The following is a 26884-nucleotide window of genomic DNA, read 5'->3' as shown; positions in this document are numbered from 1 at the left end:
CGTGACCACCCCGCACGATCTCGACGACCAGCTCCGTGCCGACCTGGCCGCGCTCGGCGCGCCGGACCAGCGGCGCGACCTCGACGAGCCACTGCCACGCGACGGTGAGCCGTCGGCGCGTGACGGTGAGGCGCGGCCCGATGGTGGGGCGCTGACCGGGGCGCAGGCGCTGGCGCTGTTCGACGCGCAGGTCACCAGCCGGCTGCTCGACCTCGCCGGGCGCTGGCTGCGTGGCTTCGGTGAGGGCTACTACACGATCGGGTCGGCCGGCCACGAGGGCAACGCCGCGGTTGCCGCCGCGCTCCGCCCCACCGATCCGGCCCTTTTGCACTACCGCTCCGGCGCCTTCTACTGTCTTCGCGCCGCCCAGGCCGCCGGTGCCTTCCCCGTCACCGCGCCACCGCCACCCGCCCCACCCGCCCCCGCTCCCGCCCCGCCCGCTCTCGCCCCGCCCGCCCCGCCGGCACCCGCCCCGGACACCCGCCCCGATCCCGCTTTCCGAGATGGATCTTCTGATATGCGGGAGGCGAGTAGATCTTGGTACGAAAGTGCCCCTATGGGGGCCATTTCCTACCAAGATCTCGAAGCTGCGCCTGGGTCCGTGGTGGCGGGCGCTCGGGTTGGGCGAGCGGAAACGGATGAAGCGGGCATCTCGGGTGGGGTCACCGGCTCGGGTGGAGATGCCGCCTCCAGCGGAGCCGGTTCGGGCGAGGGCAGTGCCGAGGCGGGCGACCTCGCGGCAAGAACGGATGCGGGTGCGGGCCGCCCCGCGGCGGGTGCCGGTGCGGGCGGGACAGCGGCGGGGACGGGGACGGGTGTGGAAGCGGGCCGCCTCGCGGCGGGTGCCGGTGCGGGCGGGACAGCGGCGGGGACGGGGACGGGTGTGGAAGCGGGCCACCTCGCGGAGGAGGCGGGTGCCGGTGCGGGCCGCCCCGTGCCGGGGGCGGGTGTGGAGGCGGCCAGCCTGCCGGCGGGAGCGGGCGTCGCGGTGGATGCGGACGGTGACGCCACTGTCGGCGTACCCGGGTTGCCGCCGCCGGCCCTCGACGACGCCTTCGCGTCGGCGGCGCGTGACGTGCTGCGGGGCATGGTCGCCTCGGCGGCGGAGCCGATCGCCGGCGGCCGGCACAAGGTCTTCGGTCGGGCGGACCTCGCGGTCGTGCCGACCACCTCGACCATCGGCTCGCACCTGCCCCGGGCCGTCGGCCTGGGCCTGGCGCTGGAGCGGCTGCGCCGGGACGGGCGGCACGTCGACGGCGACCCGGAGGTCGCGGTTTGGCCGCCGGACGCGGTGGTGGTCTGCTCGTTCGGCGACGCCTCGGTCAACCATGCCACCGCCACCGCCGCGCTCAACACCGCCGGGTGGTACGACCACACCGGCCTGCGCATCCCGGTGCTGTTCGTCTGCGAGGACAACGGGCTCGGGATCAGCGTGCGCTCACCGCAGGGGTGGGTGGCCGCGACGCTGCGGTCCCGGCCCGGTCTCCGCTATTTCGCCGCGGACGGCACGGACGTGGTGGAGACGCACCGGGTGGCGGCGGAGGCGGCGGCCTGGGTACGCCGGCACCGCCGGCCCGCCGTGCTGCACCTGAGCACGGTACGGCTGATGGGGCACGCCGGCGCGGACGCGGAGTCGGCGTACCGGAGTCCGGCGGAGATCGCCGCGGACGTGGCGCGGGATCCGCTGCTGGTCACCGCCCGCCGGCTGGTCGCGGCCGGCTTCGCGAGCGGCGAGGAACTGCTGGCCCGGTACGACGAGCGGGGCTGGCAGCTACGCCGGATCGCCGAGGAGGTGCTGGACGAGCCGAAGCTGACGTCCCCGGTCGAGGTGGTGGCGGAGTTGGCGCCGCGCCGCCCGGCGCGGGTGGCCCGAGCGGTCGCCGGGTCGGCGGCGTACGCGGCGGGGCCGGGCGCGGGGGCGCGGGCGGAGGCGTTCGGCGGCAAGCCGCCGGAGTTGACCGGGCCGCTGACGCTGGCGCAGAGCATCAACGCGGCGCTCGCCGACGGCATGCTCGACCATCCCCGGATGGCCGTGTTCGGTGAGGACGTGGCCGCCAAGGGCGGGGTGTACGGGGTGACGAAGGGGCTGAGGGACCGGTTCGGGGCGGCGCGGGTGTTCGACACGCTGCTGGACGAGACGTCGATCCTCGGGCTCGGGCTCGGCGCCGGCCTGGCCGGCATGCTGCCGGTGCCGGAGATCCAGTATCTGGCGTACCTGCACAACGCCGAGGACCAGTTGCGGGGCGAGGCGGCCACCATGCGGTTCTTCTCCCGGGGCGCGTTCCGCAACCCGATGGTGGTGCGGGTGGCCGGGTTGGCGTACCAGGAGGGCTTCGGCGGGCACTTCCACAACGACAACTCGGTGGCGGTGCTGCGCGACGTGCCGGGGCTGGTGATCGCGGTGCCGGCCCGGCCCGACGACGCCGCGCCGATGCTGCGTACCTGCCTGGCCTCGGCCCGGGTGGACGGCGCGGTCTGTGTGTTCCTGGAGCCGATCGCGCTCTACCACGCCCGCGACCTCTACGCGGAGGGTGACGGTGAGTGGCTGGCCGACTATGCCGAGCCGGGTGCCTGGGCCGACCGGCACGTGCCGGTCGGCCGGGCCCGGGTGTACGGGATCGGCTCCGCCGAGGACCTCACCATCATCACGTTCGGTAACGGGGTGCGGATGTCGCTGCGGGCGGCGGCGACGCTTGCCGACGAGGGCGTCGGCAGCCGGGTGGTGGACCTGCGCTGGCTCGCCCCGCTGCCGGTGGCGGACATCATCCGGGAGGCGTCGGCGACCGGCCGGGTGCTGGTGGTGGACGAGACGCGGCGCTCCGGCGGGGTGGGCGAGGGGGTGCTGGCCGCGCTCGTCGACACCGGCTACGTCGGGGCGGCGCGACGGGTGGCCGCACTTGACTCGTTTGTACCATTAGGTCCGGCTGCTCACCAGGTGCTCGTCTCCGAGGAAGCCATCACCCAGGGTGCCCGTACGCTGCTGGCACGGTAAATTCCCTTCCAACCGGTGCGCCACTTGCGCAGCGAGCCGCAACTGTGTGGACTGGGCCGGACGGTGTCGCAGGGCACCGCGAGCAGGGACGAGATGAGGAGGCACGCGACAGTGAGCGCGACCGCTGGTCAGGCCGCCGACGGGGTACGCAGCCTGGCGGACCGGTTCGGCATCGAACCGGGCATGGTCGTCATGGAGATGGGCTACGACGACGACGTCGATTCCGATCTCCGGGACGCCCTGACCGACCGCTGTGGAGAACTTGTCGACGAGGACACCGACGAGGTGGTCGACGCGGTACTGGTCTGGCACCGCGACGGCGACGGTGACCTCTTCGAGCTCCTCGTCGACGCCCTCGGGCCGCTGGCGGACAACGGTGTGGTCTGGCTCCTGACGCCCAAGGCCGGCCGGGACGGCCACGTCGAGCCGAGTGAGGTCGCGGAGAGCGCGCAGAGCGCCGGCCTCCAGCAGACCTCCACCATCAACGCCGGCCGCGACTGGAACGGCGCCCGCCTCGTGCTGCGGCGCGGCTCCAAGAGCAAGAAGTAGGAGCACGCATGCCCATCGAGGTTGGCGCCGAGGCGCCCGACTTCCTGCTCAAGGACCAGAACAACCAGGAGGTCCGGCTCTCGGACCTCCGGGGGCGCAAGACCGTGCTGCTGGTCTTCTACCCGCTGGCCTTCACCGGCATCTGTCAGGGCGAGCTGTGCGAGGTACGGGACAACCTCGACGACTACGCCAACGACGACGTCCAGGTGCTGACCGTCAGCGTCGACTCGGTCTACGCCCACAAGATCTGGGCCGACCGGGAGGGCTACCAGTTCCCGATGCTCGCCGACTTCTGGCCGCACGGCGCGGTGGCCCAGGCGTACGGCGTCTTCAACGACGTCGCCGGCATCGCCAACCGGGGCACCTTCGTCATCGACAAGGCCGGCGTGGTCCGCTTCGCCGAGATGAACATGCCCGGCGAGGCGCGCGACCAGCAGGGCTGGCGCAAGGCGCTGGCCGAGGCCGTCGGCGGCTGATCCCACCCCAGACACGTTCGACCGGGCCGGAGGCCGGCAGGTAAGCTTGCCGCTCCGGCCCGCCGTACGGGCGTTCCGGGCGCGTAGCTCAGCGGGAGAGCACTCGCCTTACAAGCGAGGGGTCGCAGGTTCGAAACCTGCCGCGCCCACCACCCACCAGCACAGTTCAGGGCGCGTAGCCCGGGTCGGCGACCGTCTCCGCGATGCGGGTGAGCCAGTGCAAGTCGTTCGCCTGGGACTCCGCACTGGCGCCGGGGTCGAGGATGCCGGCGAGGAACGCGGCGACGTCGTCGAGGTGCCGCTCGGCGCGGTAGTAGCTCAGCAACGTCGGCTCCGGCTCCACCGGCCCGTACCCCTGGTGGAAGAGCGCCGCGCGGCGCGCGTCGATCGGGTGGTCGCCGAAGTCCGGGCTGTGCACGAACATCAGGTCCCGCTCGCGCGGCGCGAGGACCGGCGCGTCCCAGTCCACGACGTGCAGCGGACCGTCGCCGTCGGCGATCAGGTTGCCGGGGTGGATGTCGGCGTGGCAGATGACGTGCGGGGCCGGCGGCACGCTCGCGGCCAGCGCGTCGACCGTCTCCGCCAGCCGGTGCAGCGGATCGCCGTACCGGTGCCAGAACGCACCCAGAGCCGCGCTCGTCGCGGCTTGTTCCGCGAGGGCGCGCAGCCGCTCGCCAGCGTCCGACCGGTAGGTTTCGACCGGCAGGACGGCGGCGATCTCGGTGCTCGGCGGGACCGCGTGCAGGTGGGCGAGGAACTCGCCGTACTCGATCCACTGGCGGTCGGTGAGACCGCGACCCCAGAGGCTGCCGCCGTCGCGGTACGGGTAGAGCAGGAGTTGGTGGTCGCCGAACCGGTGGGCGGTTCCGCCACCGGCCAGGTCCACCGGAGCCACCACCTGCCGGATGCCGTGGGCGCGGAGGAAGCTGGGCAGCAGGACGGCGGCCGGGGTGAACTCGCCTCGGCGCAGCTTCAGGAACCACCGCCCGCCGTCGGACGTGTCCACCCGGTAGGCCCATGCCTGCCCGTCCAGCCCGACCGGCAGGAACACGAGGTCGGCGACGTCCACGGCCCAGGCGTCGGCCACCTCGGCCGCCAGGAGCCGTTCGTCCACGCCCGGCTTGTCGATCACCGCCGGAGCGTCCCAGGTCATGGCTCTTCCGACAAGGCATTAGGCGAGTGGGTCGACGACGTGGACGCCGTGGTCGCGCAGCGCCGCCTCGATTCGTTCGCGGCTCTCCGGGTCGGGCTGCCGCCACAGCCACACCTGCCCGACCATGACCGCGCTGTTCGGGCCGGGTACGTCCCACCGGCCGCCGTCCGGGTACACGGCGAGCGCGAGCCGGCCGAAGCCGGGACGGGCGAGCCCGGCCTGGTGGATCTCGGACCACCGGTAGCTTCGGGTGACCGTGCCCCGGTGTCGGACCAGCAGCCCGGTGTCGTCGGCGAGCAGCGCGCCGTCGCGGTGCAGCCAGGCCGAGACGACGGTGGCGGCGGTCATCCCGAGGGGCACGATGAGGGAGCCGAGGCTTCCCCGGAGGGCGAGCACGATGATCAGGGCGAGCAGCCCGAGCGGTACGAGCACCGCCGGCCACCACCGGGACGCGAACAACACCACCGGCTCCGCGCCGGCCCCCCGTTCCTCCGCCACCTGAGCGATGATGCCCACATCGGGGATGATCGACACCACTACGCCGACATGGTGGCATCGGACCGACCGGGACACGGCCACTTCACCGGAATGGAGTCGATGAAGCGCCGGAGCCCGAGGCGGGCCGCGCTACTGGCGGCGGCGGGCGTCGGCCTCGGCGTCGATCAGGTCGTTCAGCGCCAGCGCCGAGTTGATCAGGGAGAGGTGGCTGAACGCCTGCGGGTAGTTGCCGATCTGCTCACCCGTCGCGGCGATCTCCTCGGCGTACAGGCCGAGGTGGTTGCTGAACGTGATCATCTTCTCGAAGGTGAGACGGGCGTCGTCCAGGCGTCCGGTGCGGGCCAGCGCCTCGACGTACCAGAACGTGCACATGTTGAAGGTGCCCTCGTGGCCGGGGAGGCCGTCGGGGGAGTGCACCGGATCGTAGCGGTGGACCAGGCTGTCCGAGACCAGGTCCCGTTCGATCGACGCCAGGGTGGAGCGCCACAGCGGGTCGCTCGGCGTGACGAAGCCGACCGACGGCATGGCCAGCAGCGCGGCGTCGAGCACGTTCTCGTCGTACGCCTGCACGAAGCTGGCGCGTTCCCGGTGGTAGCCGCGGGCCATGACCTGGTTGTAGATCCGGTTCCGCTGTTCGATCCAGCAGGTCATGTCCCCGGGGCGGCCGGTGCGGGTGGCCAGCCGGATGGCCCGGTCCAGCGCCACCCAGGACATCACCCGGCCGAAGGTGTAGTTGCGGGGGTGGTGCCGGCTCTCCCAGATGCCGGCGTCGCGCTGGTCCCAGTTGTGGCAGAGCCAGTCGACCAGCCGGACGGTGCTCTTCCACACCTGGTGGGACACCCGGATGCCCTGCTCGTCGGCGAGGTGCATGGCGTAGAGCGCCTCGCCGTGGATGTCGAGCTGGAGTTGGTCGGCCGCGCCGTTGCCGATCCGCACCGGGCGGGAGCCGCGGTAGCCCTCCAGGTGGTCGAGCACCTCCTCGTGCAGGTCGGAGGAGCCGTCCACCCGATACATGATCTTCAGTGGGTCCTGGTGGTCGCCGGCCTCGCGGATCCGCTCGTCCAGCCAGTTCATGTAGCTGCTGACCTCGTCGGTGAAGCCGAGGCCGAGCAGCGCGTGCACGGAGAACGAGGTGTCGCGTACCCAGGTGTAGCGGTAGTCCCAGTTGCGCGTGCCGCCGACCAGCTCGGGCAGCGCGGCGGTGGGCGCGGCGATCATCGCGCCGGTCGGCGCGTACGTCATGAGCTTCAGCGTGATGGCCGAGCGTTCGACCATCTCCCGCCACCGGCCGGTGTAGCGGGAGCGCTCGACCCAGCGCCGCCAGTAGTCCCGGGTCCACTCGAACATCCCCTGGACCTCTTCCGGGGAGATGATCCGTGGTTCCGTGCCGGCCGTCTCCAGGACCACCCCGCCGGTGTCGCCCTCGTGGAGCGTGCCGTACGCGACCAGGTCGTCGTCGTCGAGGCGGATGTCGCCGCCCTGCGCGATGAGTTGCCGCACCGGGTCGACCGGGTTGAACGTGAGCGTCGCCGACGGGCTGCGGAAGACGTACCCGTTGCGGTGGCGTTCGAGCTGGTGCTTCTGCCGGGCGTAGTCGAACCGGGGCCGGCACTCCACTTTGAAGCGCATGCTGCCCCGGACCATGTTGACCATGCGGACCAGGCGGTGCGCGTCGGTGATCCGCTCGCCGGTGACCGGCATGAAGTCCATCACCTCGGCGACGCCGTCCGCGCTGATGAACCGCGTGATCAGGATCGGGGTGCCGGGCAGGTAGAGCTGCTTGGTGACGTACCGGACGTCGTGCGGGGCGATCCGGAAGTAGCCGCCCTTCTCCTTGTCCAGCAGCGCGGCGAAGATGCTCGGCGAGTCGAAGCGCGGCGCGCAGAACCAGTCGATCGTGCCGTCGCAGGTCACCAGCGCGGCGGTCTGCAGGTCGCCGATGAGCCCGTGATCCTCGATCGCCGGATAGCTCTCCACGTCGCCCCCCGCGCTCGGCTGCCTCCTGCGCATTCCAACCTAGGGGAAGAATTGTCAGGTTAGGGCCTTTTCGCGAGGTCGGTCGCCGCGGCGGCGCGCCTCGACCGCCGCGCGCGTCTCCGCGGCCACCAGGTCCGCGTTGATCATCGCGGCCGTCCGGGCGCCGGTCGCCGCCGCGGCCCCCACCTGCGCGGACAGGTCGGTCACGTTGCCCGCCACCCACACCCCGGGAACGTCGGTACGCCCCGCCGGGTCGGCCGGCACGTACTCGCCCGACCCGCTCTCGTGCGGCACCGCGCGCAGCCCCAGCGCCGCCAGGAACCCGGTCCGCGCCACCATCCGGGGCGCGACGGTCAGCACCTCGCGGGCGACCGTGCGACCGTCGCGCAGGCGTACCCCGGTCAGCCGGTCCCCGACCACCTCGACGGCCGCGACCTCGCCCTCGACCACCGGCACGCCGCGCGCGGCGAGCTGCTCGGCCTGCTCGTCGGTGAGCGGCGGCGCGGCGTGGCGGAAGAGGACCACGTCGTCGCTCCACTGCCGGAACAGCAGCGTCTGGTGCACCGACATCGGGCCGCTGCCGATCACCCCGATCGGCCGGTCGCGCACCTCCCACCCGTGGCAGTACGGGCAGTGCACCAGGTCCCGGCCCCAACGCTCGCGCAGCCCGGGCACCTCCGGCAGCTCGTCCACCAGGCCGGTGGCCACCAGTATCTGCCCGGCCCGCACCCGGCGGCCGTCGGCGAGCGTCACGTCGAACCCGTCGCCGTCGCGGCGCACCGCCTCGACCTCGCCGGTGAGCAGGTGCCCACCGTAGCGGTGGACCTCGTCCCGCCCGCGTGCCAGCAGCTCGGCCGGGGGCACGCCGTCGAGGGCGAGCAGCGCGTGCACCCCCTCGGCCGGCGCGTTGCGCGGGTTGCCCCCGTCGACCACAAGCACCGACCGGCGGGCCCGGGCCAGCATCAGCGCCCCGCTCAGACCGGCCGCGCCGCCACCGATCACCACCACCTCGTAGCCGTCTTCCCGTAGCTCGGTCATCGTGACCACCTCCGCGCCAAGCGTGCGACAGCCCTTGGCAGAAGCGCAAACATTGTTGCCGTTGTGGCAAACTGGTGGCATGGACGACGACCTCGACCAGGCCCTCGACGCGGTCGGCCCCCGGCTGCGCGCCCTGCGCCGCGAGCGGGAGACCACGCTCGCCGACCTCTCCGCCGCCACCGGCATCTCGGTGAGCACGCTGTCCCGGCTGGAGTCCGGTGGCCGCCGGCCCACGCTCGAACTGCTGCTCCCGCTGGCCAAGGCACACGGCGTCACCCTGGACGAGCTGGTCGGCGCGCCACCCACCGGTGACCCGCGCATCCACCTGCGGCCGGTCGCCGCGTTCGGGATGACCATGCTGCCGCTCACCCGGCGGCCCGGCGGCATCCAGGCGTACAAGCTGATCATCCCGGCCGGCGGCCGGGCCGATCCCGAGCCGAAGACCCACGAGGGGTACGAGTGGGTCTACGTGCTCAACGGACGGCTGCGCCTGGTGCTCGGCGAACACGACCTGGTGCTCGTCCCCGGCGAGGCGGCCGAGTTCGACACCCGGGTCCCACACTGGTTCGGCCGCGCCGACGACCAGGGGGTGGAGTTCCTCAGCCTCTTCGGCAGCCAGGGCGAGCGCGCCCACCTGCGCGCCCGCCCCCGCGGCTGAGCGAACGCACCCGTCGGCGCGGCCCGCGGCGGCACGATCAGGCGGTGAGCTATGCGGACGTACGCGGACTGCGGATCTGGTACGAGGAGCACGGCGCCGGCAAGCCGCTGGTGCTGCTGCACGGCTCCTACGGGTCGACGGAGACGTTCGCGCCGGTCCGGCCCGCGCTCGCCACCCGCCGCCGGCTGATCGCGGTCGACCTCCAGGGCCACGGCCGCACCGCCGACGTGGACCGGCCGCTGCGCCACGAGTCGATGGCCGACGACGTGGCCGCGCTGCTGGGCCACCTCGACCTGCCCCAGGTCGACCTGCTCGGCTACTCGCTCGGCGGCGGGGTGGCCCTGCGTACCGCCATCCAGCACCCCACGCTGGTCCGCCGCCTGGTCCTGGTCTCCACGCCGTTCCGGCGGCGGGGCTGGCACCCGGAGGCGCTGGCCGCGATGTCCGCCCACGACGAACGCGCCGCCGAACGGATGCGCGGCACCCCCGCCCACGAGCGGTACGCGCGGGTCGCGCCCCGGCCGCAGGACTGGCCCACGCTCTGGGCGCGCAGCGGCGAGCTGCTGCGCCGCGACTACGACTGGTCCGCCGAGGTGGCCGCGCTGCCGATGCCGGTGCTGCTGGTCTTCGCCGACGCCGACGCGATCCCGGTACGCCACATGGCCGACTTCTTCGCCCTGCTCGGCGGCGGCCGGCGGGACACGGACGACCGCCCTGCGTCCCGGCTGGCCGTCCTGCCCGGTCTGACCCACGCCGACGTGGTCACGTCACCCGCCCTGCCGGCGGCGGTCCTGCCGTTCCTCACCCATACCGCACGGGCCCCCGGCTGAGCCGCCGCCCGCGCCGCAGCCGGCGGTGGACGATCACGCCGCCGAGCACCAGCGCCACGAGGCTCAGGCCCCACCACGCCCGGCCACCCGGCCCGGACGGCGGGTGCGCCTCCCGCACCCGGCCCGCGCGCACCACCTCATCCGCCACGTCGATGGCAAGCACCTCGTCCGGCGCGGTGAGCAGGGTGGCCGGCGCGGCAGCCCCCGGCGTCAGCTCCAGCACCCGGATCGACCGCACGTGCCCGTACCAGGTGCGTTGGTCGATCTCCAGCCCGTCGGCGGGTGGAACCGGCATGGTCGGCTCGGGCCGGTAGGCGACCACCCACGCGCTCCCGTCCGCCTGCCAACCGAGCAGACGGATCGCCGTCACCCCCGAGACGGTCGGCAGCGCCGGCGCGGGCAGCTCCCGCCCTTCGACGTCGACCCGGCGCAGTCCCCACCGGTCGGTCACCGGATCGCGGTTGACCAGGGCCAGCGAGCCGTCCGGCAGCCAGGCGCCCTTGCCGGCCAGCGCGCTGTCCGCCGGGAGCGCGAACGAGGACAGTTGCCGTCCGTCCGCGCTCGACACCAGCACCTTGTCGCCGACCTGGTAGGCCAGGCGGGAGCCGTCGGCGGTGAACGCCACCGGAGTGCCGAAGACCGGCACCTGCGAGGTCTCCAGGAGGCGGACCGCTCGGCCGGTGTCGAGCCGGACCAGGCTGAGCGTGTTGACGGCGGCGCTGCCCTCCGGATCCGTCGACGTGGTGTCCCGGACCACAAGCGCCGACCCGTCCGGCGTCCAGCCGACCGGCTCGGTGAAGGTGCTGCCACTGCGGGGGCTGGCCAGGCGCTGGACTGCGCCGGTGACCAAATCGATCAGATCCACGCCGGGGCGGTCGTCCGATCCGCTCGGCACGGCGAGCCGCCGCCCGTCGGGAGAGAGCAGCACCTCCTCGCCGGCCGGCGCCTCGTACCCCACCGTCCAGCTCCGGTAGCGGTCCGCGTCCGCACCGACGATGCAGACGGTCCCGTCCTCGTCGATCGGCCCGGTCAGGCCGCGCGCCTGCCCACTGAACACCACCGACGCCGGGCCGAGCCGGGGCCGGTCGGTGGCCCGCAACGCGCCGAGCGGCGGCAGGCCGAGCCGGTCCGGCAGCGCTGCCCCACCCGCGTCCGCCGGCACCGGCGCGGTCGGGCCGCCGCGTACCGCCACCGGCACGAACGCCACGAGCGCCAGCACCACCGCGACCACCGCGGCGGTACGCCGCCGCGTGCGCCGCGCGGTCCGTACCGCACGGTCGTGCACCTGGTACGCCGGGACCTCGGCCGCCGCCTCCCGCAACGCCTCCCGCAGCCGTACGCTCACCGCCCGCTCCCCTCCGACGTCCGCTCCCACAGGTCGGGGACGAGGTCCCGGAGCCGGCGTACGGCGTCGTGCCCGTGCCGCTTGACCGTGCCCACCGAACAGCCGAGCACGTCGGCCACCTGCGCCTCGGTCAGGTCCTCGTAGTAGCGCAGTACCACCACGGCCCGCTGCCGCGCGGTGAGCCGGCGCAACGCGGCGACCACGCTCAGCCGCAACGCGGTGTCCTCGGTGTGGTCGCCGGCGCCCCGTTCGGCCGGCGTGGCGTCCAGCCGCTCCACCACCCGTCGCCGGCGCCACCACGAGACCTGCTGGTGGTACATGACCCGGCGCACGTACGCCTCCGGGTCGCCGCCGCGGATCCGCCGCCAGTGCCGGTAGGTGCGGGCCAGCGCACCCTGCAACAGATCCTCGGCGAGGTGATGGTCCCCGGTCAGCAGATACGCGGTCCGCGACAGCGCGGGTGACCGCTGCACCACGAACTCGTGGAACGACTCGGACATGCCCACCCCCTCGCTGGAATGAACGCCGGCCGGTTGGCGGATGGTTGAGGTCTATCCTCGGATGACACGCGACGTGTCCGCTGACGAGGTGGTCGATGCTGAAGGATCTGGCCGCGGACCGGCAGGCGCAGGGGGACACCCGTCGCCGCAACCTCGGCGCGCTGCTCCGCCGGGTCCACCTGGGCGGCCCGGCCTCCCGCGTCGAGCTGGCCGACCGGATGGGCGTCAACCGCAGCACGGTCCTGGCGCTCACGTCCGAACTCGCGGCGGCCGGCCTGGTCCGGGAGGTGCCCGCCACCGCGAGCGGCCGGGCCGGGCGGCCGTCCTTCGTGGTCCGGCCGGAGTCGGACACCGTCTACGTCCTGGCGTTCGACATCGCGGTCGACCGGCTCGTGGCCGCCCGCGTCGCCCTCGGCGGGACGGTGTCGGCCCGGTTGGAGGCGACCCGGCCCCGGGCGGGCGTCGACCTCGACTCGGTGGTGTCCGTGCTCGCCGGCTTCGGGCGGGAGCTGCACCGGGACGCGCCGCCGGGGGCGGTGTGCGTGGGCATCGGAGCGTCCTACTGCGGGATGATCCGACCGGGCGACGGGATGGTCCGGTTCGGGCCGGACCTGGGTTGGGTGGACCAGGCGTTCGGCGCCGAGCTGGCCCGGCGGCTCGACCTGGGCCTGCCGGTCCTGGTCGGCAACGAGGCCCACCTGGGCGCGATGGCGGAACACCAGCGTGGCGCCGGCGTCGGTGCGCAGAACCTGATCTACCTGCACGGCGACGTCGGCGTCGGCGGCGGGATCATCGTCGGCGGGGACCTGCTCGACGGCGACGGCGGGTACGGCTCCGAGGTCGGGCACATGCTCGTCAACCCGTACCAGGGTCGGCCCTGCGGCTGCGGCTCCCGGGGTTGCCTGGAGGCCGAGGTCGGCGAGCGGGCGCTGCTCGACGAAGCCGGCCGCCCGGCCGACCACCGGGGACGCGACGCCGTCCGGGCCGTGGTCGCCGCCGCCGAGCAGGGCGACACCGCCGCCCGGGCGGCCCTGCGGCACATCGGTGACTGGCTGGGCATCGGGGTGGCTAACCTGATCAACCTGTTCAACCCCGGCGTGGTGATCTTCGGTGGCACGCTGTGCGAGGTGTTCCCCGGCGCGTCCGCCCAGGTGCGCAGCCGGATCGCCGCGAACGTGCTACCCGTCTCGCGGGACAAGGCCCGGCTCGCCGTCTCGGCACTCGGCTACGACGCCACCCTGATCGGGGCCGCCGAACTGGGCTTCTCCCCGCTGCTGACCGACCCGCTCGGAGCCCCCGCCCTGCCACCCATCCGCCGGTAACCCGCACCCCCTCGCGCCCCGTCCCTCTCCCGCGAGCCGTGAGCCGCGTCGATCATGGAGTTGTGGTCGTGGATGAAACGGTCGAAGGTGACATTTCCTGGCACCACAACTCCATGATCGACGAGGAGGGGGGGAGGGGCGGGCGGGGTGGGGTGGGGTGGGTCAGAGGTAGCGGCGGTAGCCGGTGGCGGACGGCGTGAAGCCGGCGCTCTCGTAGAAGCGGTGCGCCTCGACGCGGCGGTGGTTCGAGACCAGTTGGATCTTGTAACAGTTGGCGGACCGGGCACTGTCGACGGCCGACCGCATCAGCGCGGCGGCCACCCCCTGACGCCGGGCCGCATGGTCGACGACCACGTTCTCCACGAGCATGAACGGCCGCGCCCCGTGCGTCAGGTTCGGCGCGACCAGGGTGTCCACCGTGCCGACCAGTCGCGGACCGAGGAAGGCCAGCAGCAGCGTCCGGCCCGGTTGGGCGTGCAGATCCCGCCACGCGCCGGCGAGAGCGTCCGGGGCGGGGCGGTCGTCCGAAGGGGCCAACTGCCACAGCAGGTCGAAGATCCGGTCGGGGTCGTCGTCCAGCGTCGCCGGACGCACCGTCAGCTCGGCGGGCACGGTGGTCGAGCCTAGGCCGATCCGGCCACACCCCGGCGGTACGGGCCCCAGCCGACGAACCTGTCGAACAGCTCGCGGGGCGTGGGCCCCTCGTGCGGGTCGAGCCGGAACAGGTCGTGGGTGGCCTCGTGATAGAGCCCGGACAGGTAGACGGCCAGGTCGACGGGGCGGTCGGCGTACTCGGTCGTGAGCAGCAGCCGGGCCTGGGCGCACGGCCACGGCGAGCCGCAGGCGCGGCAGAGCCACAGCGGTCGGATCGGCAAATGCGCCGGTTGGCCCGGCGGGCAGGCGCGAGGCCGGTCCGGGTGCGGCCCGAGCCGGGGTACGGGAAACGCGGCCACGTTCATCACGACCTTCCTTGAGTCGGAGGGTGGGCCGCCCCGGCATCGGGGGGGACATCGGGGCGGCCCGGTGGCGGCCGAGCGGGAATCGGACCTCCGGATGACAGTCTGTAGAGGACGGCACTACGGTGGGAAGCCGCCACGTCGTTCCTGGTGGCGGCTGGGTGGGCTCGGGTCAGGGCCCGGGCGGGCATGGGAGTTCACGGCGCGAAAGGGGAGAGCGTGGGTGGGTCGTGGTGGGACTTCATCGCCGGTGAGCTGCGCCAGGCCCGTGTGCGGGCCGGGTTCAGCCAGGAGGAACTGGCCCGGCGGATCAACTACTCCCCGTCGCACGTGTCCGGCGTGGAGACCGGCCAGCGCCCGCCGAAGATCGACTACCTGACCGCGATGGACCAGGCGCTGGAGACGGGCGGCCTGTTCCTCCGCATGCTGCACCACGCTTCGCTGATCGACGGGGCTCCGCCGTGGATGCGTGCCTGGGTGGACGACGAGCGGGCGGCCAGCATGCTGCGCTGGTATGAGCCGGCCTACGTGCCGGGCATCCTCCAGACCGAGGCATACGCGCGGATGACGCTGGCGGAGAGCCTGATGAGCGCCGAGGAGATCGACCGGTGCGTCACCTCCCGGCTGGGACGACAGGCGATCATCACCCGGGAACATCCCTGCCGTCTCGTGGCCGTCATCGACGTGATGGTGCTTCGTCGGCCTCTCGCCGCACACGCGGGACTGATGGGCCAACAATTGGCGCACATGGTGAAGATGGCCGTGCTGCCGCACGTGCAGATCCTGGTGATCCCGGAGGAAGCAGGGCTCTATCCCGCGCTTCAGGGCGGCTTCATCATGGCGAGCCTGACCGACGGTTCGGTGGCCGCATACCTCGATCATCAGATCCGGGCGCAGATGATGCACCAGAGCGAGGACATCGGCGCGCTGGAAGCGCACTGGGAGGCGGTGCGAGGGGAAGCGCTGTCCCGAAGGCAGTCCCTCGACCTGATCAAGGAGGCGGCAAGCTCATGGATCTGATCGGTGCGCGCTGGCGTACGTCGACCCGCTCGGGTTCCAACGGTGGTGCCTGCGTCGAGGTGGCCGACAACCTGCCCGGTGTCGTCGGCGTGCGGGACAGCAAGGACCCGTCCGGCCCGGCGCTCACCTTCGCGCCGTCGTGCTGGCGCGTCTTCGTCGCGTACACGAAAGCGGTCCGGCGCTGACCTTCGCGCCGGCCTGGTGCGCTGTCGTCGCGTACCCGAAGCGGGTTTGACCTCATCCGCCCAGTCGGCGGGCGAGCCACGGGAGCAGCGCGTCGGCCTGTAGGCGCTGGAACGCCCGGACGGTCGGGATGCCGGGCGGCGGCGGCTGCCGGGCGGCGTCGAGGAAGAAGCCGGTGAAGCCGGCCAGCGCCCCGGTCAGGTCGGCCGGGTCGACGCGGGCGGTGAGCGGCCGGGTGGCCAGCAGGGCGTCCGGATCGTGGCCGCCGTACACCTGCACGTTGACGACGGTGAGCAGGCTGTCCAACCAGGCCGGGCCGCGGCAGGCCCAGGGCCAGTCGACCACGGTGACCCGGCCGTCCGGGCCGAGCAGCAGGTTGTCCGCGCGGACGTCGAGGTGGCAGAGGGTGTCGCCGGCCAGTGCGGCCAGGCCCCGGTCGGCGGCGGCGCACAGTTCGGGCAGGTGCGCGCGGGCCCACGGGTCGAGGTCGGCCGGCGGGTCGGCGGCGATCCGGCGCCAGCCGGCGAAGTCGTGGGCGAGCGACTCGGTCGCGGTGGCAGTCGCGACGGCGGGAGCGGGGGTGAGCGTGGCCGCCATCGACTCCAGGGTGGACAGTACGGCGGTCAGCTCGCCGGCGTCCCACGGGGTGACCGGGTGCCGGCCCTCGACGTCGGCGTAGACGAGCGCGATCCAGTCACCGTCGTCGTGGCTGCCGAGCAGCCGGGGCGTCGGCGCGCTCGCGGGCAGCGCGGCGGCGATGCGGGCCTCGGCCCGGTGCATGGTCGGGCTGTGGTCGTTCTGCGCCGGGCTGACCGCCTTGACGAAGGCGCGTCCGCCGCGCGCGGTGCGGACCCGGTCGGCGGTGCCGGGGGAGAAGCCGCCCGGCTGCGACTCCGCCGCCACCACCCGGTCGTCGAGGACGGCCTCGATCGCGGTACGGACGTGGGCCGGCAACTCGTGCCACCGGACGCGGGTCTTCGACTGACTTGTCACCGTCCCACCGTGCGCGACGCGCGCTCCCCGGGCAACCGAGTAAGGCGGGGGCCCCTTTTAACGCCTCGCGGTTAAGAGGGGGCCCTTTCTCTACCGTATGCGTTAATAAGGGCCCCCTCCTTACCTGCGAGCTTTGGGGGTTGAAGGGTGCTTTGGCGGGGTTACCTCCCCGGGAACGCGGGAACGCCACCGCGACGCCCCGGGGAAGGAGCCACGGATGCGGGAACGCACCGGACTGACCATCGGCGTGCTCGGCTCGTACGGCGGTCGCAACCTCGGCGACGAGGCGATCCTCACGGGTCTCCTGGCCGATCTGCGGCAACACGAGCCGAACGCGCGGATCATCGTGTTCTCCCGCAACCCGGCGCACACCGCGCTGGCGCACCCCGACGTCGAGGCGGTGCCGTGGGAGGGCGTCAGCCGGGTCGACTCCTCACAGGTGCTCCACCAGCTCGACCTGCTCATTCTCGGTGGTGGCGGGATCCTCTACGACAAGGAGGCCCGGCGCTACCTGCGGGTGGTCCGGGTCGCCCAGGAGCGGGGCCTGCCGCTGCTCACGTACGCGGTCGGGGTCGGCCCGCTCACCGACGGGGTGGACACCGGCATGGTGCGCGAGACGCTGGCGCAGGCGGTCGAGGTGACCGTCCGCGACCAGGAGTCGCGGATGGTGCTGGAGGAGGCCGGTCTGGTCAACCCGATCACCGTCACCGGTGACCCGGCGTTCCTGCTCACGCCGGAGGAGTTCCCCGCGCAGTGGCTGCGCGAGGAGGGCGTGCCGGCGGGGTCCCGGCTGGTCGGGCTGAGCGTGCGGGAGCCGGGGCGGGCCGCGGAACGTCTCGACGTCGACGGCTACCACCGGCTGCTCGCCCAGATCGGTGACTTCCTGGTGCACCGCATCGACGCGCATGTGCTGTTCGTCCCGATGGAACGCGACGACATCCGACACTCGCACGGGGTGTTGTCGCACATGATCGCCGCGGACCGGGGGCGGATCCTGCACGGCGACTACCGCCCGGCGCAGATCCTGGGCCTGATGCGCCACTTCGACCTCGCGGTCGGTATGCGGCTGCACTTCCTGATCTTCGCCGCCATGATGAACACGCCGTTCCTGCCGCTGCCGTACGCCGGAAAGGTCTTCGACCTGGCCCAGCGGCTCGGCGTGCCGGCGCTGCGCGGCATGGAACGGGAGGTGGAGGGCCCGCTGCTGGCCGAGGTGGACCGGCTCTGGGACGAGCGGGCCGCCCGGGCCGGCGAGACCGCCCGCCGGGTGGCGGAGGTGTGTGACCAGGCGCGCGGCACCTCGCAGGTGACGCGGAGCGTGCTGGACAGCATCCGGGCCCGCACGCTGACCCCGACCGCCTGAGCCTCCCGGCGGCTCGGCGGCTCGGCGGCGCGGCGCTCGGCGGCGCGGTCAGGCCGCCGGGCCGCGCCAGCTGTAGACCCACTCGCCCTCCGGCCGGTCCTCCGACTCCAGCTCGTAGATCTGCGCCTCGGCCAGCCCACCCGGCCCCAGGTGGTGGTGGGTGAGCGGCGGGCGGCCGTTGGCGTCCAGCTCGACCGTGACGGTTTCGCCGTCGGCCGCGCCGCCGACCAGGGGGATGTGCACCGAGGAAGCCATACGCCCATCCTGCCCCGGCCGGAGGGCACGCGCAGCGGATAGCGGGGCAGCGGGCGGCCCGGTCCGGCGGCTAGGGTCCGGAGATGGCGACCCCGACGATCGATCCGACGCTCGGTCCGGTCCTCGCCCGCACGGGCGACGAACGGGCGATCCTCGACGCGTTCCTCGACTTCCACCGCGCCACCGTGTTGCGCAAGGCGCGCGGCCTCGCCGACGCCGACGCCGCCCGGCGGCTGGTGCCCTCGCTGACCACCCTGGCCGGGCTGCTCAAGCACCTCGCCCTGGTCGAGGGCAACTGGTTCGCCCGGCTGTTCGCGCCGGAGCCGGGCGACGTCTACCTCACCTCCCAGGCCGACGCCGACGCCAGCTTCACGCTGGGCCCCGACGACACCGTCGAGGCGCTCGCCGAGGCGTACGAGGCGGCCTGCGCCCGGTCCCGGGTCATCGCCGCCCGGTTCGACCTCGACCATGTGGTGCCGCACCCGCAGCTCGGCGAGGTGTCGCTGCGCTGGGTGCTCGTGCACCTGATCGAGGAGACCGCCCGACACGCCGGGCACGCCGACATCCTGCGCGAGCTGACCGACGGGGAGACCGGCGCGATCTGAGACTCAGTCGCGGGGCAGCAGCCCGTCCGGATACTCCATTCCGTCGTGGGCGCACGCGGCGGCGGCCACCCGGGCGGCGTACCGGGCCGCGTCCCGCGTGCCGGCGCCGCGCAGCCGGGCGGCGATCAGCCCGGCGGCGAAGGCGTCCCCGGCGCCGTTGGTGTCCACGACCGGCGCGGGCGGGGCGGTAGCCGGCACGTGCGTCGGCGGCGCGGCCGGTGCGTACAGCGTGGCGCCGGCCGCCCCGCCGGTGACCAGCACCGTGCGCGGCGCCAGCCCGGCCACCACCGCACCGGCCCGCTCACCCAGCTTGACGCCGCTGACGAACACCAGGTCGGCGGCCTCGGCGAACGGCCGGTGGTAGTCGTTCTCGCCGTCCCAGTCGTGCAGGTCGGTGCTGACCGACGTCGCGCCGCGCAGCACCGGCAGGGCGTCCCGGGCCCAATCCATGATCGACACGTGGACGTGGGCCGCCTCGGCGACCAGCGCGGCCAACTCCCGGTCGGTGAACGGCGCCGGACCGGACCAGGGCCGCGGGTCGTAGAGCGACATCCGGCGGCCGTCCGGGTCGACCAGGCTCACCGACCGTCGGGTGCCGGCGGGCGCGTCCACCAGCAGGGTCCGCACCGAGGTACGCGCCAGCGCCGCCCGCACCACGTCGCCGGCCGGGTCGGCGCCCAGCACGTCGACGAGCGTCACCCGCAGGCCGAGCGCGTGCGCGGCCAACGCCACCCCGGCGCCGGTGTTGCCGATCCGCAGCTCGACCGGGGGCACGGTCAGCGAGTCGGCGGCGGGCAGCGGCAGCGCGGGCACCCGGGCGCGGACGTCCACGCCCAGCCCGCCGATCACGAGAAGGTCGACCATGGCGCCGACGATATCCACGCCCGGCCGCCTATCCTGGCCCCCGGGCGTCGTCGAGGGGGAGAGCACGTGCTGGTCATCCACGGGCTGTGGCTGCCCGGCGCCGGGCTCGCCCTGTGGGCCGAGGACAGCACGCTGCCGCCCCGGGCGCCCCGCCGGCCCGGCCGCGCCCCGCGCGAACGGCCGCACCCCTTCGCCGCCGACCACGACACCCTCGCCGCCGCGCTCGACGCGACGCCCGGTCGGCCGGTCTCCGTACTGCTCGGCCTGCCCACCCGCGCCGGCTCGCCGGTGGATTCGCCGGAGCTGGTCCGGACCGCCGTCGCGGACCCGGCCCGCGGTCCGGTCACCCGCGCCGGATGGCGGGTCCCCGCCCTGGCGTACGCCCCGGACGACGCCTACGCGCTGCTGCGCGCGCCCCGGCCGGACCCGGTCGGTGCGAGCCTGCGCCACCTGGCCGAGCTGGCCGACTTCGCCGCCGACCTGGTGACCCGTGGCCGCCTGCTCCCCACCCTGGTCGATAAGGCGGGGGCCCCTTTTAACGCCTCCGGTATAGGAGGGGGCCCCGCTTATCACTCGGCGACGTCCCGGCGAGGACGGCGGGCGGGCGAGGCCGACATGACGGCCGCTCACTCGCAGGGCTCCCGGCGGAGGCGGCGGGCGGTGGACGAGGCCACCGCGCTGGCGCTCTGGCGGCCGTTGCTCACCGGCACGGACGCGGCCTGGGCCCGGGACCTGGCGTCGGCCCTGCCCCCGGCAGCCCGCGCCGCCCGCGAGTGGCAGCCGGCGGCTTCGGGTGCATCTGTTGTCGCCCAGGCGACAACAGATGCACCCACACCCTCGGGCGTCCACCTTTCGGCGTCGCCGGACCGCGCCGGCGACGCGCACCCGGATGCGGCGGGCGGCTGGGTCGGAGCGGCGGGGCGGGCGGACGGCGCGGGAGCGGGTGAGCTGGTGGCGGAGGCGCTCGACGCGCTTGTCGACGCCGCCGCGCGGGTGGCCCTGGCCGACACCCGGCTGTCCCGGGGGATGCGCCCCGTCGGCGCGGTGCCGGGCTGGCTGACCGCGCTCACCGGACCGGAGCGTGCCTTCACCGCCGACCCGGCCGCGCTGGCGACGCTGCGCGCCGAGCTGGACGCCTGGCAGCGCGACGCCGCCGGTGGCGCGGTACGGGCCACGTTCCGCCTGGTCGAGCCGGCCGCCGACCCGGTCGCCGAGCTGGTCGAGGGCGGCGCGTGGCAGGTGGAGTTCGGCCTGCACCCGGCCGACGAGCCGGGGCTCGTGGTCGACGCCGGGCACATCTGGCAGCGGCCCGCGCCCGCGCTCGCCGCCCGGGGCGTGGACCCGCAGGAGACGCTCCTGGCCGAGCTGGGCCGCGCCAGCCGACTGTGGCCCGAGGTGGACGCCGCCCTGCGTACCGCCGTGCCTGAGGGAATGGAGCTGGATGCCGACGGCGCGCACCGGTTCCTGCGCGAGGGCGCGCCGGTGTTGCACGCGGCCGGCTTCGGGGTGTTGCTGCCGTCCTGGTGGCGGCGGTCGTCGTCGCGCCTGGGCGCGCGGCTGCGGGCGCGCAGCCGCAGCGCCCCGGGCGCGGTCGCCGCGACCGCCGGCGCGCTGGGGTTGGACGCGCTCGTCGACTACCGCTGGGAGGTGGCGCTCGGCGACCAGCCGCTGACCGCCGAGGAGCTGGCCTCGCTCGCCGACCTGAAGTCGCCGCTGGTGCGGCTGCGCGGCCGGTGGGTCGAGCTGGACCCGCAGCGGCTGGAGGCCGGGCTGCGGCTGCTCCGCTCGTCGGGCGAGCTGACCGTGGCGGACCTGCTGCGGATGGGGCTCTCCGGCGAGGAACGCGGCGGTGAGCTGCCGGTGCTCGACGTGGTCGCCGACGGGGCGCTCGGTGAGCTGCTGGCCGGGGAGGCGGAGCGGCGGCTCACCCCGGCCGACCCGCCGCCGGGCTTCGTCGGGACGCTGCGGCCGTACCAGCGACGCGGGCTGGCCTGGCTGTCCTTCCTCCAGTCGCTGGGGCTGGGCGGGATCCTCGCCGACGACATGGGGCTCGGCAAGACCGTGCAGTTGCTCGCGTTGCTCGCCGGTGACCCGCCGGAGGCCGGACCCACGCTGCTGGTCTGCCCGATGTCGCTCGTCGGCAACTGGCAGCGGGAGGCCGCGACGTTCGCGCCGGAGCTGCGGCTGCACGTGCACCACGGCGCCGAGCGGGCCCGGGGCGACGAGTTCACCGCCGCCGTCGAAGCGGCGAACCTGGTGCTCACCACCTACTCGGTGGCCGCCCGGGACGCCGTCGACCTGGCCGGCGTCGACTGGCACCGGGTGGTGGTGGACGAGGCGCAGGCGATCAAGAACGCCGCGACCCGCCAGGCCGAGGCGGTCCGCTCACTGCCCGCGCGGCACCGGGTCGCGGTCACGGGTACGCCGGTGGAGAACCGCCTCGCCGACCTCTGGTCCATCATGCAGTTCGCCAACCCGGGGCTGCTCGGCCCGGCCGCGACGTTCCGGAAGCGGTTCGCCGAACCGATCGAGCGGCACGGCGACGCCGAGGTCGCCGAGCGGCTGCGTCGGGTCACCGGCCCGTTCGTGCTGCGCCGGCTCAAGACCGACCCGTCGATCATCACGGACCTGCCGGAGAAGTTGGAGATGGAGGTGCTCTGCAACCTCACCGCCGAGCAGGCCGCCCTCTACCGGGCCGTGGTCGACGACATGATGGCGAAGATCGAGTCCAGTGACGGGATCGAGCGCCGGGGGCTGGTGCTGGCCACCATGACCCGGCTCAAGCAGGTCTGCAACCATCCGGCCCAACTGCTGCACGACGGCTCCGCCCTGGCCGGCCGCTCGGGCAAGCTGGAACGCCTCGACGAGATCGTCGACGAGGTACTCGCGGCGGGGGAGAAGGCGCTGCTGTTCAGCCAGTACGCCGAGTTCGGCGGGATGCTGCGCGGGCACCTGTCGGCGCGTACCGGAAGGGAGGTGTTGTTCCTGCACGGCGGCGTCGGCAAGGCCGAGCGGGACGCCATGGTGGCGCGGTTCCAGACGCCCGACGGGCCGCCGCTGTTCGTGCTGTCGCTGAAGGCCGGCGGCACCGGGCTCACCCTGACCGCCGCCAACCACGTGGTGCACGTGGACCGCTGGTGGAACCCGGCGGTCGAGGACCAGGCCACCGACCGGGCGTTCCGCATCGGCCAGCGTCGCCGGGTGCAGGTACGCAAGTTCGTCTGCGCCGGCACGGTGGAGGAGAAGGTGGCCGCCATGATCGCCGAAAAGCGGAGCCTGGCCCGGTCGGTGGTGGGCAGCGGCGAACAGTGGGTGACCGAGCTGTCCACCGACACGCTGCGCGAACTGTTCACGTTGGAGTCGGGGGCGGTGGTCGAGTGACCACGGGTCGGTTCGAGGATTTCCGGCCGCCGCGGCGGGTCGAGGGCGGACTGCGGGCGCGCAGCACCCGGGGCGCGATCGGGCAGTCCTGGTGGTCCCGGCGTTTCCTGGAGGTGCTGGAGTCGTTCGCGCTCGGTTCCCGGCTGACCCGTGGCCGGGCGTACGCACGCCGGGGCCAGGTGCTCCGGCTGGACGTCTCGCCGGGGCTGGTCACCGCGGACGTGCAGGGGTCCCGTCCGCGTCCGTACCCGGTGCGGATCGGGCTTCCGGCGTACCCGGAGAGGGTCTGGCGGCGGGTGGAGGCGGAGCTGGCGGGGCAGGCGTTCTTCAGCGCCCGGCTGCTCGCCGGTGACCTGCCGGCGGAGTTGGAGGAGTTGTTCGACGCGGCGGGCGCGCCGCTGTTCCCGGCCGACGTCGACGAGCTGGCGCAGCGCTGCGGGTGCCCCGACTTCGCGGTGCCGTGCAAGCATCTGGCGGCGACCTTCTACCTGCTGGCCGAGGCGTTCGACGCCGACCCGTTCCAGTTGCTGCACTGGCGCGGCCGGTCCCGGGGCGATCTGCTCGACCGGCTGCGTACGCTGCGCGGCGTCCGCCCCGCCGGCGGGGATCCGGCCGCGCCGCCCGGAACCTCGGCGGACCTGGCCGCGTCGGCCGGGGCTGCGTTTGCCGGTGGCGCGTCGTCCGGGATCGCGGCGGCCGGGACTGCGGCGGCGGCCGGTGTCGCGGTGGACCCGGCTGCGGTGGGCGGGCCGGCGGTCGCGGCGCCGCCGGTGGCCGGCGCCGGGCGGGTGCTGGCCGGGCTGCCGGCGGTCGACCCGGTGGAGGAGGTGGACCGGTTCTGGCTCGCCCCGGTGCCGTTGCCCGACCGTCCGCCCACTCTGGACACCGGCTCGGAGCTGCTGCTGCGGCAGCTACCCCCGCCCGGTCCGGAGATCGGCGGTCCGGGCCTGGCCGAGCGGCTGCGCCGCGCGTACCGGGAGTTCGGGCGCCTGCCGAACGGTTAAGCGGGGGCCCCTCCTATACCGGAGGCGTTAAGCGGGGGCCCCTCCTTACGCTCACATCAGGCGGCGGCGGAAGCGCCACATCACGGCGGCGTTGGCGACCAGCACCATGGCGCAGATCGCCCCGGCCAACCGTCCGGCCAGCACGGTCATCGCCGGCAGCGAGGCCCACAGCACGATCGTCAGCAGCATCATGTACCGGCCCCGGCGGCCCCGGACCCGGTTGTCCAACCGGGCGAAGAACCGCGGGTCGCTTTCCCGCAGTTGGCGGGTGATCTGTTCGAACCTGCGCTGATCCTCTTGGCTGAGCATGGCGATGCCTTCCCCTCACGGCTTCAGCGGTTCGGCGGCATACCCGAATTCCCGCCCCCTCACGCCCCCCACCCCGCGCGGCATGCGCCCGGTTTCGCGGAAAGAGTGGGCATCCGCGCGCCGATGCCCACTCTTTCCGGGAATGTGTGCCGCGAGTCGGGGAGGGGGAGCGCGGGACGGCAGGGTAGGAGGGGCTTAGCAGCACCTTAAGTTTGCCTGAGGGCGTGAACGCGGGCGGGACGGCCGGCGCGGGCCGAAACCGCGCGTTCGGGCGGCCGGCGGGCAGGTCGGCCCTGCTCCCGGGGGTGCCGGCGGGGATGCGGGCACGGGCTGGCCCGCCTCGTGGCCTGAGCACCGTCTTAAGTGCGCCCACGAGCGGTTTCGGGCCACCTTGAGCCGCGGAGGAGGCATGGTTACTTTCCCGTAGCAACTCTCCGGCAACCGTCGCCGCCCCTCCCACCTGACCCCCCGGGTGGCAGGCGTGCCGGCGCTCGAAGAAAACGGGATAGGTACATGGCCGACCTGAACGTGCCACCGCGTCGACCCCGGGACGACCGCGGCTGGGACGGATACCAGCACCCCCACCCGGACGGGTACCGCGACCTGAACCCTGCCGCGTACGCCGGCGGTCACCCCGCCCCGGCGCCGCAGCCCGCCCCGGGTCCGCAGTGGGTCGGACCGAACGGCTTCGCCCAGCCCGGCGGGTACGCGCAGCCGACCGGCGGACCCGGCTACGCGCAGCCGATCGGTGGACCCGGCTACGCGCAGCCCGCCGGCGGGTACGTGCCGCCGGCCGGCCCGGGCCTGCCCCACTTCGACGACGACGAGGACGACGCCCCGCGTCGCGGCCGGCGTCGTGCCCTCGCCACGCTCGGTGGCGCGGCGGTGGTCGCCGGTGGCGCGGCCCTGGCCCTGTCCCCGCAGCTTCGTGGACTGTTCACCGACGGCGCGGAGGCCGGTGACGCCACCGGCACGGTGACCACCGACGGCACCCAGGCCCGGCCCAGCGGGCAGCAGCCCAGCACGGTGCGGACCTACACCGAGCAGAACGAGAGCTACATGGGCTCCCGGGCGGGCGCGGCGCTCAAGCGCAACGCCCCGTCCGGCGGCCGGATCTTCGCCGGCCCGGCGGCAGCCGCCGCGGCCACCGAGGTGACCGTGAAGACGGTGCTCGCCAAGGACCCGATCCGGCACCTCGCCAGCCGGGTCACGTTCGGCCCGACGCCGAAGGTGATCGCCGACATCAAGAAGCTCGGCATCGACGACTGGCTGCGTCAGCAGTTGGAGCCGGAGAAGATCGCCCCGACGAAGGGCGAGCTGAAGCTGTCCGAGCTGCCCTCGCTCAAGCTCAGCCCGACGCAGCTCCGCGACCAGCGGGACCAGCTCAACGAGCGCGGCGTCGACCCGGCCCGGGAGACGGTGGACGCCACCATCGCCCGGCAGATCTGGTCCGACCGCCAGCTCTTCGAGGTGATGGTCGACTTCTGGAACGACTTCCTGCACGTGGCGGCCGACTTCGACGGCGGCGAGATCTACCGCAACGCGTTCGACCGGGACGTCATCCGCAAGCACGCGCTGGGCAGCTACCCGGACATGCTGGTCGCCGCGAACAAGCACCCGGCGCTGCTGCTCTATCTGAACCAGGTGGACTCGCGCAAGGACGCCATCAACGAGAACCTGGCCCGGGAGAACCTGGAGCTCTACTCGGTCGGCGTCGACGGCGGCTACACCGAGAAGGACGTGCGGCAGGCCGCCATGCTCCAGACCGGACGCGGCGTCGCCGACGGCAAGTACATGTTCTTCGGCGACCGGCACTACGTGGGCAAGGTGAAGATCCTCGGGTTCACCCACGCCAACAACTCGAACGACCCGAAGGTCGCCGACAAGGTGATCGACTCCTACATCCGGTACATCGCGCTGCACCCGTCGACGGCGAAGTACGTGGCGCAGAACCTGGCCACCCGGTTCGTCTCCGACACCCCGCCGAAGTCGATCGTGGACCGGCTGGCCAAGGCGTACACCACGAACAAGGGCAACATCCGGCCGGTGCTGGCGACGCTGTTCAGCTCCTCGGAGTTCTGGGCCGCGGTCGGCCAGAAGGTACGCCGCCCGATGGAGTACCTGGTGGCCACGTACCGGTCGCTCGGTGTCGGGCCGGACGCGACGGCCGGGTTCGAGGGCGACAAGCGGCGCACGCCGTTCGCCCAGGGCCTGCGGCAGATCCAGGACAAGATGCGCGAGCTGGGCCACTACCCGATGGGCAAGCCCACCCCGGACGGCTACGCCGACGTCTACCTGGCCTGGACCTCGGCCGGCACCATGGTCGACGGCTGGAACGAGGCCGGCGACCTGCTCGGCGGCTGGCGCAAGCAGTTCACCTACGTCAAGCCGGAGAAGCTGGTGGCGAAGCCGCCGACGACCGCCGGGGCGTACGTGGACGCGCTGGCCCAGAAGCTCGTGCACCAGAAGCTCAGCGCCAAGGAGAAGAAGCTCGTGCTCGCCGTGGCCGGGGTGTCCGAGGGCGCCAAGGTCGACGCCACCTTCAACGGGGCCATCGCCGCGGTCGCGCGGACGATCCTCGCGTCCCCCCAGCACCACCTCCGGTGAGGCATT

General features: G+C 73.8%; 25 protein-coding genes and 1 tRNA gene. 14 read left to right on the top strand and 12 right to left on the bottom strand.

The features are described from left to right. Position 1 precedes the first annotated feature (1 nt). The 4 genes from O7619_RS25630 to O7619_RS25615 all read left to right on the top strand — a co-directional run bounded on the left by O7619_RS25630 (position 2) and on the right by O7619_RS25615 (position 4169). Positions 2 to 2992, top strand: a complete 2991-nt coding sequence (locus O7619_RS25630; RefSeq protein ID WP_348774338.1) for a thiamine pyrophosphate-dependent enzyme — start codon at positions 2 to 4, stop codon at positions 2990 to 2992. A 111-nt stretch (positions 2993 to 3103) separates the two neighbouring features. Then, positions 3104 to 3541 (top strand): DUF3052 domain-containing protein, encoded by a 438-nt coding sequence (locus tag O7619_RS25625; protein ID WP_281587272.1) that lies wholly within the window; start codon positions 3104 to 3106, stop codon positions 3539 to 3541. Between the two features lie 8 nt (positions 3542 to 3549). Beyond that, positions 3550 to 4017 (top strand): peroxiredoxin, encoded by a 468-nt coding sequence (locus tag O7619_RS25620; protein ID WP_282283890.1) that lies wholly within the window; start codon positions 3550 to 3552, stop codon positions 4015 to 4017. Positions 4018 to 4094: 77 nt separating this feature from the next. After that, a tRNA-Val gene (locus tag O7619_RS25615) sits at positions 4095 to 4169 on the top strand. Between the two features lie 14 nt (positions 4170 to 4183). Here O7619_RS25615 and O7619_RS25610 read toward each other — a convergent pair. The 4 genes from O7619_RS25610 to O7619_RS25595 all read right to left on the bottom strand — a co-directional run bounded on the left by O7619_RS25610 (position 4184) and on the right by O7619_RS25595 (position 8683). After that, entirely contained in the window at positions 4184 to 5170 is a 987-nt protein-coding gene (locus tag O7619_RS25610; RefSeq protein ID WP_282283889.1) for an aminoglycoside phosphotransferase family protein, read from the bottom strand. An 18-nt stretch (positions 5171 to 5188) separates the two neighbouring features. Then, complete coding sequence (locus O7619_RS25605; RefSeq protein ID WP_282283888.1) at positions 5189 to 5686, bottom strand: hypothetical protein; 498 nt, start codon at positions 5684 to 5686, stop codon at positions 5189 to 5191. Between the two features lie 111 nt (positions 5687 to 5797). Continuing rightward, positions 5798 to 7645, bottom strand: a complete 1848-nt coding sequence (locus O7619_RS25600) for a glycoside hydrolase family 15 protein (protein WP_282288946.1) — start codon at positions 7643 to 7645, stop codon at positions 5798 to 5800. Positions 7646 to 7699: 54 nt separating this feature from the next. Further along, positions 7700 to 8683, bottom strand: coding sequence for an NAD(P)/FAD-dependent oxidoreductase (locus O7619_RS25595; protein ID WP_282283887.1), 984 nt, complete (start codon positions 8681 to 8683; stop codon positions 7700 to 7702). 79 nt (positions 8684 to 8762) lie between these two features. On the opposite strand from O7619_RS25595, the gene O7619_RS25590 reads away from it, so the two are divergent. Together O7619_RS25590 and O7619_RS25585 are read left to right on the top strand one after the other, a co-directional pair. Next, complete coding sequence (locus O7619_RS25590; protein WP_282283886.1) at positions 8763 to 9341, top strand: XRE family transcriptional regulator; 579 nt, start codon at positions 8763 to 8765, stop codon at positions 9339 to 9341. Positions 9342 to 9385: 44 nt separating this feature from the next. Continuing rightward, positions 9386 to 10171, top strand: a complete 786-nt coding sequence (locus tag O7619_RS25585; protein ID WP_282283885.1) for an alpha/beta fold hydrolase — start codon at positions 9386 to 9388, stop codon at positions 10169 to 10171. On the opposite strand, the gene O7619_RS25580 is transcribed toward O7619_RS25585, so the two are convergent. Further along, entirely contained in the window at positions 10143 to 11516 is a 1374-nt protein-coding gene (locus O7619_RS25580; protein WP_282283884.1) for a hypothetical protein, read from the bottom strand. The genes O7619_RS25585 and O7619_RS25580 overlap by 29 nt on opposite strands. Next, the gene (locus O7619_RS25575) at positions 11513 to 12016 is read right to left on the bottom strand and encodes a SigE family RNA polymerase sigma factor (RefSeq protein WP_282283882.1); all 504 of its coding nucleotides are present in this window, start codon (positions 12014 to 12016) and stop codon (positions 11513 to 11515) included. The genes O7619_RS25580 and O7619_RS25575 overlap by 4 nt, the downstream gene beginning before the upstream one ends. Positions 12017 to 12111: 95 nt before the next feature. Between O7619_RS25575 and O7619_RS25570 the strand changes: the two genes are divergently transcribed. Then, on the top strand, positions 12112 to 13338 hold the full coding sequence (locus O7619_RS25570) for an ROK family transcriptional regulator (RefSeq protein WP_282283880.1): 1227 nt from the start codon (positions 12112 to 12114) through the stop codon (positions 13336 to 13338). Between the two features lie 162 nt (positions 13339 to 13500). On the opposite strand, the gene O7619_RS25565 is transcribed toward O7619_RS25570, so the two are convergent. Both O7619_RS25565 and O7619_RS25560 read right to left on the bottom strand, forming a co-directional pair. Continuing rightward, positions 13501 to 13950, bottom strand: coding sequence for a GNAT family N-acetyltransferase (locus tag O7619_RS25565; protein ID WP_282283878.1), 450 nt, complete (start codon positions 13948 to 13950; stop codon positions 13501 to 13503). Between the two features lie 11 nt (positions 13951 to 13961). Continuing rightward, on the bottom strand, positions 13962 to 14297 hold the full coding sequence (locus O7619_RS25560; protein WP_282283877.1) for a hypothetical protein: 336 nt from the start codon (positions 14295 to 14297) through the stop codon (positions 13962 to 13964). Positions 14298 to 14483: 186 nt separating this feature from the next. Between O7619_RS25560 and O7619_RS25555 the strand changes: the two genes are divergently transcribed. Both O7619_RS25555 and O7619_RS25550 read left to right on the top strand, forming a co-directional pair. Next, positions 14484 to 15314, top strand: a complete 831-nt coding sequence (locus tag O7619_RS25555; protein ID WP_282283875.1) for a helix-turn-helix transcriptional regulator — start codon at positions 14484 to 14486, stop codon at positions 15312 to 15314. Next, a complete protein-coding gene (locus O7619_RS25550) occupies positions 15305 to 15499 on the top strand; it encodes a DUF397 domain-containing protein (protein ID WP_282283874.1) in 195 nt (64 codons plus the stop codon). Before O7619_RS25555 ends, O7619_RS25550 begins: the two co-directional genes overlap by 10 nt. A gap of 52 nt (positions 15500 to 15551) precedes the next feature. On the opposite strand, the gene O7619_RS25545 is transcribed toward O7619_RS25550, so the two are convergent. Then, positions 15552 to 16490 (bottom strand): phosphotransferase, encoded by a 939-nt coding sequence (locus O7619_RS25545; protein WP_282283873.1) that lies wholly within the window; start codon positions 16488 to 16490, stop codon positions 15552 to 15554. A 217-nt stretch (positions 16491 to 16707) separates the two neighbouring features. Between O7619_RS25545 and O7619_RS25540 the strand changes: the two genes are divergently transcribed. Further along, a complete protein-coding gene (locus O7619_RS25540; protein WP_281587285.1) occupies positions 16708 to 17853 on the top strand; it encodes a polysaccharide pyruvyl transferase family protein in 1146 nt (381 codons plus the stop codon). 48 nt (positions 17854 to 17901) lie between these two features. Here the strand turns inward: O7619_RS25540 and O7619_RS25535 are convergent, their stop codons facing one another. Further along, on the bottom strand, positions 17902 to 18108 hold the full coding sequence (locus tag O7619_RS25535; protein WP_282283871.1) for a hypothetical protein: 207 nt from the start codon (positions 18106 to 18108) through the stop codon (positions 17902 to 17904). A gap of 83 nt (positions 18109 to 18191) precedes the next feature. Here O7619_RS25535 and O7619_RS25530 point away from each other — a divergent pair, with 83 nt between their 5' ends. Beyond that, positions 18192 to 18713, top strand: a complete 522-nt coding sequence (locus O7619_RS25530) for a DinB family protein (RefSeq protein WP_282283869.1) — start codon at positions 18192 to 18194, stop codon at positions 18711 to 18713. Positions 18714 to 18716: 3 nt separating this feature from the next. Here the strand turns inward: O7619_RS25530 and O7619_RS25525 are convergent, their stop codons facing one another. Then, the gene (locus O7619_RS25525) at positions 18717 to 19577 is read right to left on the bottom strand and encodes a carbohydrate kinase family protein (protein ID WP_282283867.1); all 861 of its coding nucleotides are present in this window, start codon (positions 19575 to 19577) and stop codon (positions 18717 to 18719) included. A 66-nt stretch (positions 19578 to 19643) separates the two neighbouring features. On the opposite strand from O7619_RS25525, the gene O7619_RS25520 reads away from it, so the two are divergent. Both O7619_RS25520 and O7619_RS25515 read left to right on the top strand, forming a co-directional pair. Continuing rightward, complete coding sequence (locus O7619_RS25520) at positions 19644 to 22958, top strand: DEAD/DEAH box helicase (protein ID WP_282283866.1); 3315 nt, start codon at positions 19644 to 19646, stop codon at positions 22956 to 22958. Beyond that, positions 22955 to 23962 (top strand): SWIM zinc finger family protein, encoded by a 1008-nt coding sequence (locus tag O7619_RS25515; RefSeq protein ID WP_282283865.1) that lies wholly within the window; start codon positions 22955 to 22957, stop codon positions 23960 to 23962. The genes O7619_RS25520 and O7619_RS25515 overlap by 4 nt, the downstream gene beginning before the upstream one ends. 51 nt (positions 23963 to 24013) lie before the next feature. Here the strand turns inward: O7619_RS25515 and O7619_RS25510 are convergent, their stop codons facing one another. Next, on the bottom strand, positions 24014 to 24271 hold the full coding sequence (locus O7619_RS25510) for a DUF3040 domain-containing protein (protein ID WP_282283864.1): 258 nt from the start codon (positions 24269 to 24271) through the stop codon (positions 24014 to 24016). 513 nt (positions 24272 to 24784) lie between these two features. On the opposite strand from O7619_RS25510, the gene O7619_RS25505 reads away from it, so the two are divergent. After that, a complete protein-coding gene (locus O7619_RS25505; RefSeq protein ID WP_282283863.1) occupies positions 24785 to 26878 on the top strand; it encodes a DUF1800 domain-containing protein in 2094 nt (697 codons plus the stop codon). The last annotated feature ends 6 nt before the right edge of the window (positions 26879 to 26884 follow it).

It is taken from the genome of Micromonospora sp. WMMD998, from assembly GCF_029581235.1.
Classification (GTDB): domain Bacteria; phylum Actinomycetota; class Actinomycetes; order Mycobacteriales; family Micromonosporaceae; genus Micromonospora.
This window is presented reverse-complemented; position numbering and strand designations above follow the sequence as displayed.